Origin of the sequence: Candidatus Accumulibacter contiguus (assembly GCF_036625285.1) — a bacterium.
Taxonomy (GTDB): domain Bacteria; phylum Pseudomonadota; class Gammaproteobacteria; order Burkholderiales; family Rhodocyclaceae; genus Accumulibacter; species Accumulibacter contiguus.
In genome coordinates, this window is the sequence record NZ_JAZKUC010000001.1 from 3,585,669 (window position 1) to 3,599,840 (window position 14,172).

12 protein-coding genes and 1 riboswitch are annotated in these 14,172 nt (G+C 60.6%); of the genes, 6 read left to right on the forward strand and 6 right to left on the reverse strand.

Annotated elements, in window-relative coordinates:
- Positions 1–44 precede the first annotated feature (44 nt).
- The 6 genes from V5B59_RS16905 to V5B59_RS16930 all read right to left on the reverse strand — a co-directional run bounded on the left by V5B59_RS16905 (position 45) and on the right by V5B59_RS16930 (position 8,982).
- Entirely contained in the window at positions 45–4,403 is a 4,359-nt protein-coding gene (locus V5B59_RS16905; RefSeq protein ID WP_332352057.1) for a Calx-beta domain-containing protein, read from the reverse strand.
- Positions 4,404–5,675: 1,272 nt separating this feature from the next.
- Positions 5,676–5,954: a hypothetical protein gene (locus V5B59_RS16910; protein WP_169072209.1), complete on the reverse strand. Its 279-nt coding sequence runs from the start codon at positions 5,952–5,954 to the stop codon at positions 5,676–5,678.
- Between the two features lie 75 nt (positions 5,955–6,029).
- Entirely contained in the window at positions 6,030–6,242 is a 213-nt protein-coding gene (locus V5B59_RS16915; RefSeq protein ID WP_169072237.1) for a hypothetical protein, read from the reverse strand.
- A 19-nt stretch (positions 6,243–6,261) separates the two neighbouring features.
- Entirely contained in the window at positions 6,262–7,107 is an 846-nt protein-coding gene (locus V5B59_RS16920; RefSeq protein ID WP_169072236.1) for an ExeA family protein, read from the reverse strand.
- Positions 7,104–8,546 (reverse strand): DDE-type integrase/transposase/recombinase, encoded by a 1,443-nt coding sequence (locus tag V5B59_RS16925; RefSeq protein ID WP_169072235.1) that lies wholly within the window; start codon positions 8,544–8,546, stop codon positions 7,104–7,106. The genes V5B59_RS16920 and V5B59_RS16925 overlap by 4 nt, the downstream gene beginning before the upstream one ends.
- A gap of 97 nt (positions 8,547–8,643) precedes the next feature.
- A complete protein-coding gene (locus tag V5B59_RS16930) occupies positions 8,644–8,982 on the reverse strand; it encodes a hypothetical protein (protein WP_308240219.1) in 339 nt (112 codons plus the stop codon).
- 757 nt (positions 8,983–9,739) lie between these two features.
- Positions 9,740–9,812, forward strand: a riboswitch (S-adenosyl-L-homocysteine riboswitch).
- Between the two features lie 106 nt (positions 9,813–9,918).
- Between V5B59_RS16930 and ahcY the strand changes: the two genes are divergently transcribed.
- Genes ahcY through V5B59_RS16960 form a run of 6 tightly spaced genes read left to right on the forward strand, consistent with a single transcriptional unit; the run spans position 9,919 to position 14,169 of the window.
- Positions 9,919–11,325, forward strand: coding sequence for an adenosylhomocysteinase (gene ahcY / locus V5B59_RS16935; protein ID WP_169072033.1), 1,407 nt, complete (start codon positions 9,919–9,921; stop codon positions 11,323–11,325).
- 24 nt (positions 11,326–11,349) lie between these two features.
- Positions 11,350–11,709, forward strand: a complete 360-nt coding sequence (locus V5B59_RS16940) for a phage holin family protein (RefSeq protein WP_034915577.1) — start codon at positions 11,350–11,352, stop codon at positions 11,707–11,709.
- Complete coding sequence (metF, locus tag V5B59_RS16945) at positions 11,706–12,563, forward strand: methylenetetrahydrofolate reductase [NAD(P)H] (protein WP_169072034.1); 858 nt, start codon at positions 11,706–11,708, stop codon at positions 12,561–12,563. Before V5B59_RS16940 ends, metF begins: the two co-directional genes overlap by 4 nt.
- 45 nt (positions 12,564–12,608) lie before the next feature.
- Positions 12,609–12,887 carry a DnaJ domain-containing protein gene (locus V5B59_RS16950; RefSeq protein WP_169072035.1) on the forward strand — a complete coding sequence of 93 codons (279 nt, stop codon included), beginning with the start codon at positions 12,609–12,611 and terminating at the stop codon, positions 12,885–12,887.
- Positions 12,884–13,447, forward strand: a complete 564-nt coding sequence (locus tag V5B59_RS16955) for a hypothetical protein (RefSeq protein ID WP_169072036.1) — start codon at positions 12,884–12,886, stop codon at positions 13,445–13,447. Before V5B59_RS16950 ends, V5B59_RS16955 begins: the two co-directional genes overlap by 4 nt.
- Positions 13,447–14,169, forward strand: coding sequence for a hypothetical protein (locus V5B59_RS16960; protein WP_034915568.1), 723 nt, complete (start codon positions 13,447–13,449; stop codon positions 14,167–14,169). The genes V5B59_RS16955 and V5B59_RS16960 overlap by 1 nt, the downstream gene beginning before the upstream one ends.
- Positions 14,170–14,172 lie beyond the last annotated feature (3 nt).

Below are 14,172 nucleotides of genomic sequence, written 5' to 3' on the forward strand. Positions count from 1 at the left end.
AAAAACCAACGCCCCGCCCAACACTTTCATTCGCACCCTATTTTCTACATCGTCTCGACCACGATCAGCGACAGCGACGCATCGACAATCCCCGTCAGGGTGACTCCTCCTGTGACACCGGAGGCCGGGTCGAGATAGATCGAAGTGTTGTTACCGAATGGATCCACGGCGACAGACACGCCTGGCAGCACCTTGAACTCGGCCTCACTATAGACCGTATGATTGGTCGTATTGACGAACACCAGCTTGTCCTTGACGACGTCGAAGCCGTGGATGGTCACTTCGCCATCTCCTGCTTTGGTGATTCGACCGCCCACGATCTGGAAGTCGTAGCGGAATTCTTCCGCCGCTGCGCTCGCCGTCACCGTGCCGGAGCTGAGGTCGACCACTGTGAAGGCGGAGCCGCCGCTACTCGGGACGACGAAGTTGGGGGTACCGCTGACCGGAGCGCCACCGGCTGCCGGAAGGGTCACCCCCAGGGTGTTTGCAAACTCGGCATAGGTCTGACTGGTGGCCGTGTCACCGGCGGGCGCGTTGGCGCCGAGCTGGAAGTGGAACTTCGACGCCCCCAGGATCTGCACCTTGGCGCCGGTGGAGAGCGTCAATTGCGCGGCGTCGTTGTAGAAGCTGCTGGCGGTGAGGATCATGCCGTCGACCCACTGGACGACATTAACGCCTTCGGTGTCGGTGATCTTGGCGGTAACGGTACCGGACAAGGTCATCGGGCTGATCACGTAGGTATCGTTGCCGCCGCCGCCCAGATAGTTGTCGCCCGCCGAGGGAATGAAGAAGTCGTTGCCGAGCGTGCCGGGGACCGTGAAGGTACTTCCGGCAATGGCCGGGGTGAGCGTTGGAGCCTGCGTGAAACCGCTGGGAACGACGTAGCCCGCGGTGCCGGGAACCGGGGTCGGGCCGGTAGGTACGGAAGCCCCCAGGGTGGCGGCGAACTGGGAATAGGTCTGGGTGGTGGCGGTGTCACCGGCGGGCGCGTTGGCGCCGACCTGATAGCTGAACGCCGAGGCGCCGAGGATCTGGACGATGGCCCCACTGGCGAGCGTCAGTTGCGCCGCATTGCCGTAGAAGCTGCTGGCGCTGATCGTCATGCCGTCGACGAGCTGGATGACATTGTTGCCTTCCGTGTCGGTGATCTTGGCGGTGACGGCACCGGACAGCGTATGGGGGCTGAGGACGTAGGTGTCGTTGCCTCCGCCGCCCAGATAGTTGTTGCCGGCGGAGGGAATGAAGAAGTCGTTGCCGAGGGTGCCGGGGACGGTGTATGAAGGGGCGGGCGGCGTACCGGTGGCGGTGGTGAAGTCGTAGGTCGTGATGCCTGCATAGGCATTGCCCGCCAGGTCCTTGACCGTTCCGGCGGCGAAGGTGAGGTAATAGTTGGTGCCGTTGGCCAGATCGCTGGTCGGGTCGATGGTCAGCGTACTGCCAGAGAGGGTCAGCCGGTTGCTGGTCGCGGCGTCGAAGCTTTCGATCGTCGCACCGGCGGCGGTCTTGAGAACGATGCTGCCGGTGCCGCGGGCGATCGACTCGCTGAAAGTGAGGACGATATGGCTGCCGGGGGCCACTCCGGTGGCGCCGTCAGTCGGGTTAAAGCTCAAGACCGTTGGCGCCGTGGTATCCGTGACCCCCGTATTGGCAATGATCGTAGCCGAAGCACTGGGGGTTGCGATCACTGCATTCGTCGCATTGCTGAGGTTGAGTCGGAAGTTTTCCGCCAACTCGGTGAGGTTGTCGTCGACGAGATCCACCACCACGGTCTTGACCGAGTCCCCAGGGGCAAAGATCAGTGTTCCGTTGCTGGCCAGGTAGTCGCCGCCGGCGATCGCCGTACCATCAGCCGTTGTGTAATCGACCGTCACGGTGCTGTTCGACGAGCTTCCCTGCTTGTCCTGTGTGTCCCCCAGCCTCACGACGAAGCTGGCCGTACCGACCTTTTCGTCAGCCACCACGTCGCTGACGAAAATGCTCGGCGTGTCGAGCACGGTGTCGTCGTCGACGATCGACACCGTTGTCGAGCCTTGCCCAATGGCTGCGTTGGTCGCCGAACTCAGGTTGAATCTGAAGTACTCGAGGCCCTCGACACCCGAGTACTCCGACAGCGCGACTCGCACCACCTTGGTCGTTTCGCCGATTGCATAGTTCAGCGTGCCATTAGCCTTCTCATAGTCGAAGCCATTGTCATTCGCCGTACCACTGGCCGTCGTGTAGTCCACCGTCACCACGTTCTGCGCCGGAGCACTCAGACTGACGACGATATCGACGTAACCATCGGACTCGCCGACGACCAGATTTTCCGCTACGCTGATGCGCGGCTGCGACGAGGCCGCCGCATCGTTGGCGCCGATCTCGGCCAGCCCGTTATCATCGACGATCGTCGCTCCAAAGGCGTTACTCAGGTTGAGGCCGAAGCGCTCCCGCCCTTCGGCCACCGCGTCGTCGATGATATCCACCACGACGGTCTTCACCGAATCACCAGGCGCGAAGGTCAGCGTCCCGCTCTTCGCCACGTAATCGCTACCGGCGATCGCCGTACTGTCAGCGGTTGCATAGTCCACCGTTACGGTACTGTTGCTGCTCTGCCCCGTCGGACCACCCAGCATCACCACGAAGCCGGCCGTACCCGCCTTTTCATCGACGACCACGTCACGCACAAATACGTGCGGTGTGTCGACCACCGTGTCATCGTCGACGATCGACACCATCGCCGACCTCTGCCCAATGACCGCGTTGGTCGGCGAACTCAGGTTGAATCTGAAGTACTCGAGACCCTCGACGCCCGAGTACTCCGACAGCGCGACTCGCACCACCTTGGTCGTTTCGCCGATTGCATAGTTCAGCGTGCCATTAGCCTTCTCATAGTCGAAGCCATTGTCATTCGCCGTACCACTGGCCGTCGTGTAGTCCACCGTCACCACGTTCTGCGCCGGAGCACTCAGACTGACGACGATATCGACGTAACCATCGGACTCGCCGACGACCAGATTTTCCGCTACGCTGATGCGCGGCTGCGACGAGGCCGCCGCATCGTTGGCGCCGATCTCGGCCAGCCCGTTATCATCGACGATCGTCGCTCCAAAGGCGTTACTCAGGTTGAGGCCGAAGCGCTCCCGCCCTTCGGCCACCGCGTCGTCGATGATATCCACCACGACGGTCTTCACCGAATCACCAGGCGCGAAGGTCAGCGTCCCGCTCTTCGCCACGTAATCGCTACCGGCGATCGCCGTACTGTCAGCGGTTGCATAGTCCACCGTTACGGTACTGTTGCTGCTCTGCCCCGTCGGACCACCCAGCATCACCACGAAGCCGGCCGTACCCGCCTTTTCATCGACGACCACGTCACGCACAAATACGTGCGGTGTGTCGACCACCGTGTCATCGTCGACGATCGACACCATCGCCGACCTCTGCCCAATGACCGCGTTGGTCGGCGAACTCAGGTTGAATCTGAAGTACTCGAGACCCTCGACGCCCGAGTACTCCGACAGCGCGACTCGCACCACCTTGGTCGTTTCGCCGATTGCATAGTTCAGCGTGCCATTAGCCTTCTCATAGTCGAAGCCATTGTCATTCGCCGTACCACTGGCCGTCGTGTAGTCCACCGTCACCACGTTCTGCGCCGGAGCACTCAGACTGACGACGATATCGACGTAACCATCGGACTCGCCGACGACCAGATTTTCCGCTACGCTGATGCGCGGCTGCGACGAGGCCGCCGCATCGTTGGCGCCGATCTCGGCCAGCCCGTTATCATCGACGATCGTCGCTCCAAAGGCGTTACTCAGGTTGAGGCCGAAGCGCTCCCGCCCTTCGGCCACCGCGTCGTCGATGATATCCACCACGACGGTCTTCACCGAATCACCAGGCGCGAAGGTCAGCGTCCCGCTCTTCGCCACGTAATCGCTACCGGCGATCGCCGTACTGTCAGCGGTTGCATAGTCCACCGTTACGGTACTGTTGCTGCTCTGCCCCGTCGGACCACCCAGCATCACCACGAAGCCGGCCGTACCCGCCTTTTCATCGACGACCACGTCACGCACAAATACGTGCGGTGTGTCGACCACCGTGTCATCGTCGACGATCGACACCATCGCCGACCTCTGCCCAATGACCGCGTTCGTTGGTGAACTCAGGTTGAATCTGAAGTACTCGAGACCCTCGACGCCCGAGTACTCCGACAGCGCGACTCGCACCACCTTGGTCATTTCGCCCGCAGTAAAGTTCAGCGTGCCACTCGCCGTCTCATAGTCGAAGCCATTGTTGGTCGCCGTGCCATTGGCCGTCGCGTAGTTCACCGTCACCAGGCTCGGTGCTGGGGCGCTCAGGCTGACGACAATGTCGGCGTAACTGTCGGACTCGCCAACCACTATATCTTTGATGTTGATGGTTACCACGTTATATCTCCTTGAGTCTGGGTAGAGTGTTTACGTTTGTTAACCGGAGTTTAACATGCAAAAAATATCCTTACAATCAATGTGTTATAAGGCTATTTTGCACTACAAAAAAACTGCACCTTCGCAACTAGCTGATTAAATAGATGTTTCTATCCCGGATGTAGAGTCGAGATGTGGCGCGGTAGCCGTAGGTTCAGCTTGTCTGTTTCCGTCCCTTTCGTTTGCCGGTGCCCAAGTAGCCTGGCCATAGCCCCGTTTCCACATCCCGCTCATCGAACCGGACAGGCGGATCTCCCGCATCCGGCTCTCGGACAAGACATCACGCTTTCGCCCACGGAAGGTCATGGGTTCTTCTTGCCGGCAAATTGGCCAGTCCCAACCGCTTGTTGAAGAACTGATTGAGGTAACGCCTTCCCCTTGCCAAGAACCTTGCACAACCACTGTCGCAGCCGTAATCGGCCTGGGTATTGATCCCATGCCTTGCTGGCTCCGCCAGTTTCCCGAGCACCTGTTCAGTGCCTGAGTTCTTCCTTCGCTTCAGCATGTAACGCCATCCGCAGTCTCTGAACATTTCTGGAGTGTGTGTAGGTTTCCCAATCTCCTGTCCCTTCCCGCTTCTTGCGTTGGTCTTGAACTGAGGCCCCTTTCCTCCATCGGCATTACCCGACTTCAACGGTACTACGGGCCTCTCCGCCACCCCATCTCGCCCGGCCTGTCCCTCGCGGGCGTCCGGTTGGTCTTGCGCTTGACCACGGGATGGGGCTTCCCGTGTTGCGCCTGCCTTCCTCTTCCACACATGCCGTCACCAATCCCCCGGCGGAACCACAGACTGCGTTTCGCTCGCATTCGCCTGTGTGAGTGCGGTCAGCGGATTTGATGTTGCGATGTTCACGTACGGTGATGGTTGGTGGTAACGGTTTTTGGCCATTCCGATGCCCGGACGTCATCCCGATCGGCTGTTGGCGAGAATGAAGGAAGGTTACCGTATCTGCGCGTTAGCCAAGGAGGGGCGAGAACACACCCTGGGGCGCTGCCCCAGACCCCGCACTCGCCGTGTGGCAGCCGCCGGGGATGAAGAAACATCCCCGACCACTGCCTTGAGTGTTGGCGGCCTTCAGGGCATCAAGGGGCTTTCGCGGCATAAACGCCAGAAGCAGGCATTTATTCCACGGTCCCCTTGACTCCCTTCCGCCCGCGATTCACGGGGCTCGCCCCCCTGTCAAGCAACAGTCTCCAGCGAGTCTGCGCAAACTGGATGAGAGTACGCTAGCGTTACGGCGTAACGAATTCCTGGGCTAATCGTCGGTGTTTTTCGTAGTAGTCGCTCAGCCCATTGGGAAGCTGTGAGGCACGGTCCGCAACGTCGCCCTCTGCCTGACGAAGAAGACCGTCAAGAATCTCGCGTTGCGTTACGCCGTAACAGAATGCCAGGCGCTCCAGGGCACACTTGGCGTGGAGATCAAGAACGAGATTCAAGCGCTTACCTTTGCCTTCATCTTTGAAGTGACGTACTCGATAGTCCGCCTGTCGTTGTGCATTGCTCTTGGCCATACCTACCTTTCTGTGGATCGTTACGCCGTAACGTTCGGATAGAGCGATTGCAGCGCCGGACCTTCCTGAATTTCATCAGAAAGGGGGATCGTCGTCTGGAAGGCGGGAACGCGGACGGAGATCAGCGAGGTTGCCGAAGGATCGATCCTGGTAGAAACGGCGAATCTGATCCCCATAGTGGGATTCGAAGAGACCCAGGAAGTCGATGAGGAAGTCGTCCATCTCGACGGCGGCCTCATCGGAGAGGGGCGGCAGGCCAATTTCAACGGAGAATGAATCGGTTCGCATGAGCAGTTTCCTTCGGTCATCAGCGACCTGCCGCGACACGGCGCGGCGTGGGTCTCTCGGGTTGGGCAAAGACTTCCAGGTAAAGCTTCTCATCGAGTTGTGGGAGATCACGCTGCGCCGCAGCCGCCAGCAGCTCGGCGGCGAGGGTGGTCAGGATGCGGTAATTGCCTGCGGCGTGATCAACCAGCGTCTGCTGCAGCATCGGCGTCATCAGACTCGCGTGACCAGCGCCCGCCAGGAGGTGGTTTAAACAGGCCAGCAGCTCTTCACGACTTGCATGCTCGGTGGTGAGTCGGGTTCGGATGCGAGAGCCGAGCGGGATCAGTTCCTCACGCCGCAGTTTCTCGATCAGGCGTGCGTCACCCGCGAGCACCACACACAACAGCGGCTGCGAATCGAAGCGTGCGCTGGCCAGAAGACGGAGTTCGCAAAGCGCCGCCGGACTCATCTCCTGGGCCTCGTCGACCCACAGCACGGCTCGCCGACGGGTCGTCTCCAGATGGGCAAACCAGACCTCACGCAAGGACTTGAAGCCACCCCAGCGGTTGTGCGGGCGCAAGGGTACAGCAAAGATATCGCCCATTTCGCGATAGAAGTCCGCCAGGTTGCTCTGCGGATGATTGATCGCGCCAATCGTGACATCGGGCAAGCGCGCGAGACGTTCGGCCAGGAGGCGCAAAACGACGCTCTTCCCGGTACCGGGGTCGCCATGGATCATCGCGAAGCCCCCTTCCCGGATCTGAGCATGCTCGATCCGCCAGCAGAAGTTCTCGATCCTGGGCGGCACATAGATGGCCTCGATCGGCAATTCTGGGGAGAAAGGATTCCACTTCAGGCCGTATAGAGCGAGGAGTTTCTGGTTCATGCGGGGTCCTTGTCGAGGGGAGGTAAATACGCGGGCGGCAGGCCAGTGGCGGCGTATTCGGCAAGCAACTGGTGGAGCAAGGGGGCCCTGCCCGAAGGCGGTAGCGGCGACAGATCGAGGGTCACCGGGGTCAGGCGCCGACGCTGGCCATCGGCGTTGGCGGACTTGTCGAGCGGCTGGATCGGGCAAAGCACGGCGCCGGTCCGAGGATCGACCAGATCGACCCGGGTCAGATCCCAGCGGGCGTAACGCAGGTGCACCACAACGAGATGGCGATAGCGTGCCGGAATCTCGAAGCGCTCGCCGGCCAAGCTGACCGTGCCATCGGAGCGGCGTTGCCGGCGCGTCACCTCGACGCGAAACGCGGCAGAGAGTGCCGCGGAACTCGGGCAATCGCGCCGCACGTTGGGTCCGGCAAGATGGCGCTCCAACGGCGTCGTCTCGATCTCGGAATGGATCGTTCGGTGATATTCCTGTTCGACCCAGGCTTGGGTCGCCTGATTGAGAGACTCCAGGGTCAGGGACTCTTCACCTTCGAGCATGGCCATCAATCGCCCCTCGACACGCCCCCAGAACGACTCCTGCTTGGCGTTCTGATCAGGCGAATAAGGAAGCGTCGTCTGATGAACGATCCCCAGGGAAGCCAGGCCGGAAACGGTCTCATCCGCCAGCATGGCGGCGCCGTGGTCGGTCATCAGGGCGCGTGGCAATCCGCGCTTCATGAAGGCTTGCGACAGCCCGTGAATGAGGCTCTCGGCCGTCTCGTCGAGATACCACTGCAAGTGGCAGGCCAGGCGCGAGCGGTCGTCAAGAACCCCGAGCAGCAGGGGTTTGACCCAGATCCCGGTGCGCGTCAGCACCTTGCGTTTGGCGTGATGGAAATCGAGGTGCCAGAGTGCCGACACATGATCGACCTCGAAACTCCTGACCTCCAGCCGGTCGAGCCGGTCGCGAGCCAATAACGCGCCGTCAGTGGCGCGTATCGGACGAGCTTGGCGGAACATCCCCTGCGCCTTGAGGTAGCGTCGAACCGTGGGGTAGGACGGCAACGGCGTGTCGCTGCTGGCCAAGGCGACGCGCAGGTTGTCGAAGTGAAGTTGCGCTGTCCAGCCGGGATGCTCACGGTACTGGCGCGTCAGGCCCTCGACGGCCGCGGGCAGGAGGCTGGGGAAGCGACCGATGTTGCCGCGCAGCCGGTCTCTGAGACTGGCCACCGGATCGGCAGAACGTCGTGCCGCGTAGTACCAGCGCTCCAGCGTCGACAGACCAAAGCACACCTCGAGGCCGGAGATAGGATGTCGCCAGGATTTGACGGCGAGCGTGCTCAACGCGGCCTGTAGTTCGCCGACAGCGGGTGGTGCGGCCAGCAAGGACCCGATGATCGAGAAGCGCAAGCGCGCCCAGCGATCACGTTTCGGTGGATCGATAAAAGAACTCAAGAGAGTTTCCCAGTGAGGCGGCGCCGACGGCGCCAGAACCGGGAATGAAGGCTACAAAACCTCGACCAATCTGCCTATCGCCATCTTCTGCGGGTGATCACCGGCCCTCACGCAAGTTGATCGGCTTCACCGTCAGCGGGGACAGAAAGACCAGGAGTCGCATCAGCGCTTCTTCGGCAGACCCTGCAAACCGTTCGAGCAGACTGGCAGGGCATAAGTCGGTCGCTACCGGGGGCATGAACCGTGCACAGCTGGCTTGCCAAAGCTGGGTCAGTGGAAATTGCTTCTGCCACCACTCCCGCCAACGTTGCAGGGTGCGTACCGGAATGTCCAGCATCCCGGAAAGCCGCGCCGCCGCTGGGGTCTGCCCGGCATGCCGGGCAGACCCCAGCACCACCGCCAGCCCGAGATACACACGCCGGCCCAGGAAACGCACGGATCTTGACGTCGTACGCCGCCGACAGCGATTGCAGCAGAAGCTGAAGCGCGACTCGTAAGCCGATCGAACCTCTTTCGGACAAGCGCGTGGTTTGCGCGGGTAGTTGGCGCGGTGAAGAACACCTCCACACGCGCACCCTCCTGAGCGTGCCTCTTCGGCCAACTCTTCGTCAATGCGCAGTAAAAGGAGAAAAAACGGGGGCGATTGCACTAGGGCGTGGCACACTTGAATGGTCTCTTGGCTTAGGAGGCGAGCAATATTAACTTGAACATATTGATAAAAAAATATAGCAAAAACATATTGTTAGAGCGTTGCATTGTTCAAGTTATTTTTGCTTAATGCCTTAGTAACCGGAGACTCCCCCAAAGGGCACGTTTGTTCAAGTTCCCCGAGGGGGGTCACCTGCCGTCCATCACGCTACTTGACCAAAAAACCACCAAACGCCATCGCGATCAGTGACCGTACTCATGTGACATCGGCCTTCCCCGTATTCACGGCGGGTCGGCTTCCGCATTACCTTTTTCGAGGCCTGCTCAGTGTTCATTCACATTACGGCCTGCATGTTCGCCAAGTTCCTTACAGAACCCTCTACACCAGAGGCTTCAGCCGCTTCGTTACCTCCACGACTGCTCCAGTTGCTACCGGCCGGAGCGAAAGTTGCCGGGCGGGATTCGCACCCGCTGAAAGACAGCGCCTTGACACGGCGCACGTTAAACTTGGGCTAAGCTCCCCAAGCCGGGTTATAATTGCCAAATAATCCGAGGAGCGCTGCAGGGCTGTCGTCCGACAGTTTCAGGCTCGGATTCTTCAAACGGCGCTCATCCAACCAACCCGTGCCGGGCACGAGGAGATGGGTGGGCACAGGCTGAAGTCCCTCAGCAGGTATGCCCGACAGCTTCCGTCTCCCGGTCACCGTTCTCAAGGAGCCTTACCGTGTCGGATGCTGTTACCCAAGACTATGTGATTGCTGACCTCGGCCTCGCCGACTGGGGCCGCAAGGAAATCCGTATCGCCGAAACCGAAATGCCGGGCCTGATGGCGATTCGCGAAGAATTCGCTGCCGCCAGGCCACTCCAGGGCGCGCGCATTACCGGTTCGCTGCACATGACGATTCAGACCGCCGTACTGATCGAGACCCTGGTCACCCTCGGTGCCGAAGTGCGCTGGGCTTCGTGCAACATCTTTTCGACCCAGGATCACGCCGCTGCGGCCGTCGCGGCTTCCGGAGTGTCGGTTTTTGCCGTCAAGGGCGAGTCGCTGGAAGATTACTGGGACTACACCCACCGCATTTTTGAATGGCCGGATGCGGGTTACAGCAACATGATCCTCGACGATGGGGGGGATGCGACGCTGCTCCTGCACCTCGGTGCACGGGCCGAAAGCGACGCGTCGGTTCTCGCCAGTCCGACCTCCGAGGAAGAGACGATTCTCTTCGCTGCGATCCAGGCCAGACTGGCTAGCGACCCAACCTGGTACTCGCTGCGCCTGGCAGCGGTCAAGGGGGTGACCGAGGAAACCACCACCGGCGTGCATCGCCTGTACCAGATGCACGCCAGGGGTGAACTCAAATTCCCGGCGATCAATGTCAACGACTCGGTCACCAAGTCGAAGTTTGACAACCTCTACGGTTGCCGCGAGTCACTGGTCGATGGCATCAAACGCGCCACCGACGTGATGATCGCCGGCAAGGTTGCCCTGATCGCCGGCTATGGCGATGTCGGCAAGGGCTCGGCGCAGGCCATGCGCGCCCTGTCCGCGCAGGTGTGGGTCACCGAAATCGACCCGATCTGTGCCTTGCAGGCAGCCATGGAAGGCTACCGCGTGGTGACCATGGATTACGCGGCCGACAAGGCCGATATCTTCGTCACCTGCACCGGCAACTACCACGTGATCACCCATGCGCACATGGCCCGGATGAAGGATCAGGCGATCGTCTGCAACATCGGCCACTTCGACAACGAAATCGACGTCGCCTCGATCGAGGCTTACGTCTGGGAAGAGATCAAGCCGCAGGTCGATCATGTGATCTTCCCCGATGGCAAGCGCATCATCCTGCTGGCCAAGGGACGTCTGGTCAACCTCGGTTGCGGTACCGGCCATCCCTCGTACGTGATGAGTTCCTCGTTCGCCAACCAGACGATTGCCCAGATCGAACTGTTTACACGCAATGCCGACTATCCGGTCGGGGTGTATACGCTGCCCAAACACCTCGACGAGAAGGTGGCCCGCCTGCAGCTCAAGAAGCTCAATGCCGAGCTCTCCGAGCTGACGGATCAGCAGGCCGCCTACATCGGTGTGGCGAAGGAAGGCCCCTACAAGTCCGACCAATATCGCTACTGACATTCACCTCGACAGGGAGCCGCCATGCGACTGATCCTGCTCTGGCTGCTCAACGCCATTGCGCTGCTTGCCGTCGCCTACCTGATGCCATCGATAGAGGTGGCTTCTTTCGGATCGGCGATGATCGCCGCGCTGGTGCTCGGGTTGGTGAACGCCGTGTTGCGTCCTCTGTTGGTTTTGCTGACGTTGCCGGTCACGCTGCTGACGCTGGGGCTCTTCCTTTTCGTCGTGAACGGCCTGATGTTCTGGCTGGCCGGTTCGATGCTGGAGGGCTTCGTCGTCGGTGGCTTTTGGCCGGGAGTGTTTGGCGCAGTTCTCTACAGCATTTTCTCGTCCATTCTTTCCTCACTGTTGCCCACCGGCAAGAGCAGGAACTCGTCATGACACCGCAGACACCTGTCTTCAGCCTTGAACTTTTTCCGCCGCAAACCCCGGAGGGGGCGGAGAAGTTGCGGGCCGCGCGTGCCCGCCTGGCGCTCCTGAAACCCCGGTTTTTTTCGGTCACTTTTGGCGCTGGCGGTTCGACGCGGGACCGTACGCTCGACACCGTGCTCGAAATCCAGCGTGAAGGCCACCAGGCGGCTCCGCATCTGTCGTGCATCGGATCGACCCGAGACAGTATTCGCAGTATTCTCGAACAGTATCGGGCACATGGTATTCGCCACCTCGTCGCTCTACGTGGCGACCTGCCGTCGGGTATGGCCAGGCCGGGCACCTTTCGCTATGCCAACGAGCTCGTCGAGTTCATCCGTGCCGAAACGGGCGCCTGGTTCCATATCGAAGTCGCGGCCTATCCGGAGTATCACCCGCAGGCGAAAAGTCCGATGGACGACCTCCTGGCTTTCAAACGCAAGCTTGAAGCCGGTGCCGATTCGGCGATCACGCAGTACTTCTACAACTTCGACGCCTACGCGCACTTCATCGACGAATGCCAGGCAGTCGGTATCCATGTCCCGATCGTTCCCGGCATCATGCCGATTTCCAGCTACAGCAGCCTCGCCCGCTTCTCCGACAATTGTGGCGCGGAGATACCGCGCTGGGTCAGGAAAAGGCTCGAAAGCTACGGGGACGATACGCTGTCGATCCGCGCTTTCGGCCTGGATGTGGTCACTGCGCTCTGCGAAAAGTTGCTGGCTGGTGGTGCGCCCGGCCTGCATTTCTACACGCTCAACCAGGTGGAGCTGACCACTACCCTGTGGCAGCGTCTCGGCCTTTCCCGGGCGATGTCCGGTAGCTGAGGTGTCTGGAAACGACCGTCTCGATCAGAAAGCCGATCAGGAAGCATGAAGGACTATTACGCGATACTCGGAATCGCCAGCGATGCCTCAAGCGAAGAAGTCAGGATCGCCTACCGCAAGAAAGCCTTGCTGCTTCACCCTGACCGCAACAAGGCTCCCGAGGCGACCGATCGCTTTCGCGACGTTCAGGAAGCCTACGAAACACTTTCCGACACCAGGTGCCGGCATGTCTATGATGAGAACCGACGTCGCAATCTTCTTGAGAAGCCTTTGGAAACGGCGCGGGAGATCTGGAAAAATTATCTGGAAGGAGTATTGCAGTGAGGCTGTCGCTATTCTTTGAAGATCTGAAGTCCGCCTATGGCGCCGAGATCGACGACCTGATGACCGATTCGGCGGGGCACGATGTTCTGGCCAAGCGGCTCAAGGCAAAGCGCGGACAACTCGCGCAACTCCTGCCGATGATCGAGTGCAACCCGGAAATGGTTGCCGTCGCCTTCCACGGCGGCATGCGTTTCGCCAGTCCGGAGGTGATGCGGGATGTGGTCGCGCAGGAGCCCGAAGACCTGCCCTCCTGGTCAACACTGCTGACCTCGGTGACCCTGGAACCCTGGGCTGAAGCGCTCGCCGAACTCGTCCTCAAGGACCCGAACGGCGACCAGTTCATGGTGGTGACCGCCGGCCTGGAATATCTGCAAGGGCGATCTGCGAGTTCATCGGAACCAGCTCAGCAGCGGCCGACGAGCGGATGCGGCGATGCTGACGGCGATGGCGACCAGAACGACCGGGACTTCGATGACGACCTCGACCTCGAAGAGGCGGGCGCCGACTGGCTTGCCGAACAGGGTTTTGATCGGAAAGATCGATTTTCGGGGGATCACTGATGAGCCATCCGGTGCTGGTGAAAGCCGGGAGACTGATCCAGGTCGGCGATATTGTCGGTGCCGAGGCTGCTCTGTCTTCGCTGGTGGAAAGCGATGGTGACGATGCCCTGGTAGTGGCTCTCGACGATTTTCCAGCGAAGGACCTGCTGGCCGTCCTGCGCGACTTCGATTCATCTCGGGAATCGGTAGTGAACCTGTTGGTCTCCCCAGAGCAGTTCGCCCGCGCGATCGTCCTTGAACGGCGTTACGGCGACCAAAGTCATGAGCGACTGCACGGCATGATCAATTCGGTGGTCTTCCGGGCCGGCAGCGATCCCGGTGAGTTCATCGAGGCCATCGGTGAGATCGAAGGTGGCTGCGAGGTGCTGGCCGATTATCTCTGCGAGCGTGGCGAAAACATCGAGCATTTCTTCAAGACGGCAACCTTTGATTTTTTCGCCGACGCCGACGAATCTGCTGACGACATGACCGACGAGGAGCGTCTGGACGCGCTCGCCGATCCCGGCGTCAATCGTCCTTTCCTGACCCACAGCGAAGTCAACGATCACGACTGGATGGAACTGGCGTGGACGCTCCGTTACCAACACCCGGAGATCTTTCGCGATGTCCTGCTGATCCTGCGTGCGCGTGCCAGGGCCGAAGGACTCGCGCCGGCTGGCTCTGCGCCGTCGAGCCCTGCGAACAGGCCTCCTGCCGAGCCGGAGGAAGAGTCCGCGCTGTAGGCC